Consider the following 1291-nt stretch of genomic DNA (forward strand, 5'->3'; position numbering starts at 1 on the left):
TTTTTAGTATGTTTAATAAAGAAGAAAATATCAAAGATGAAATAATATTAATGACGTTATCAGAATTAGTTCCTAAAAATCATTTTTTAAGAAAAGTAGCCGAAGCGATTGATTTCAAATTTATTTATGATTTAACAGAAGAATACTATAGCCACACATCAGGTAGAAATTGTTTAGACCCTGTAGTATTATTCAAATTAGTATTTTTAAAAGATTTCTATGGAATAAAATCGATGAGAGAAACAATAAAAAGAATAGAAACAGATGCTGCATTTAGATGGTTTTTAGGGATACCATTCTCTAAACCAGTTCCACACTATTCTACATTTTCACAAAATTATATTCGACGATTCCAAGGAACTGACATATTTGAACAAATATTTATAAATATAGTGAATCAAGCAATTGATAAAAAATTAGTAGGAGGTACTGAATTTTTTACTGATTCAACCCACATTAAAGCTAACGCAAACAAAAAGAAATATAAAATTGAAATTACCACAAAAGTAAAAGAAAGAAAATTAGACTTAGAAAAAGAAATAAATGAAGAGAGAGAAAAAATAGGAAAAAAGCCTTTTGAATATAAAGAAAAGGAAGAACTAAAAAGACAACGAATTAACACTACTGATCCGGATAGTGGTTATTATCATAGAGATCATAAAGAAGAAGGCTTTATGTATTTAGACCATAGAACAGTAGACGGGAAGAATAATATTATTATTGACTGCCATATAACTCCAGGTAACGTTCATGATAGTGGTCCGTATATAGATAGATTAAATCAGATAGAAAATAACTTTGGATTAATACCTGGTAAAGTTGCGTTAGATAGTGGATATTATTCTCTAGACATACTAAAACAGTTAGATAAAAAGAATATATTTTCAGTAATAGGATATAGAAGATTCTCAAAATCAAAAGATAAAAAATATTTTAAATACTTACCCGAAAAAGATATATTTGTAGATAAACGAACAGGAGAAATATTTACATACAGAAATATTGATAGAAATGGATACAAACAATATAAAAGTGATGATAAAAACGATAAGAAAATAATAAGACGCCACATAAATGCGGATTATTATGATGAAGCAAGGTTAAGACGTATATCAAAGGAAGGAAAAATACTGTATAAAAGAAGAAAAGAAACAATAGAACGTAGCTTCGCAGACTCAAAACAAAATCATGGATATAGATATGCACAATATAGAGGGAAAGCCAAAGTACAGTCGTACGCTTGGTTATCTTGTTGCGTTCAAAATATGAAAACAATAGCACTAAGAGAGGT

1 protein-coding gene is annotated in these 1291 nt (G+C 28.0%); it reads left to right on the forward strand.

Going from position 1 to position 1291, the window contains the following annotated elements; translation table 11 throughout:
• Positions 1-1291 (forward strand): IS1182 family transposase (locus tag O3884_RS08970; protein WP_371453046.1); only part of this gene is annotated, 1291 nt, incomplete at both ends.

Source organism: Gemella sp. 20925_1_85, from assembly GCF_041433735.1.
GTDB lineage: Bacteria > Bacillota > Bacilli > Staphylococcales > Gemellaceae > Gemella.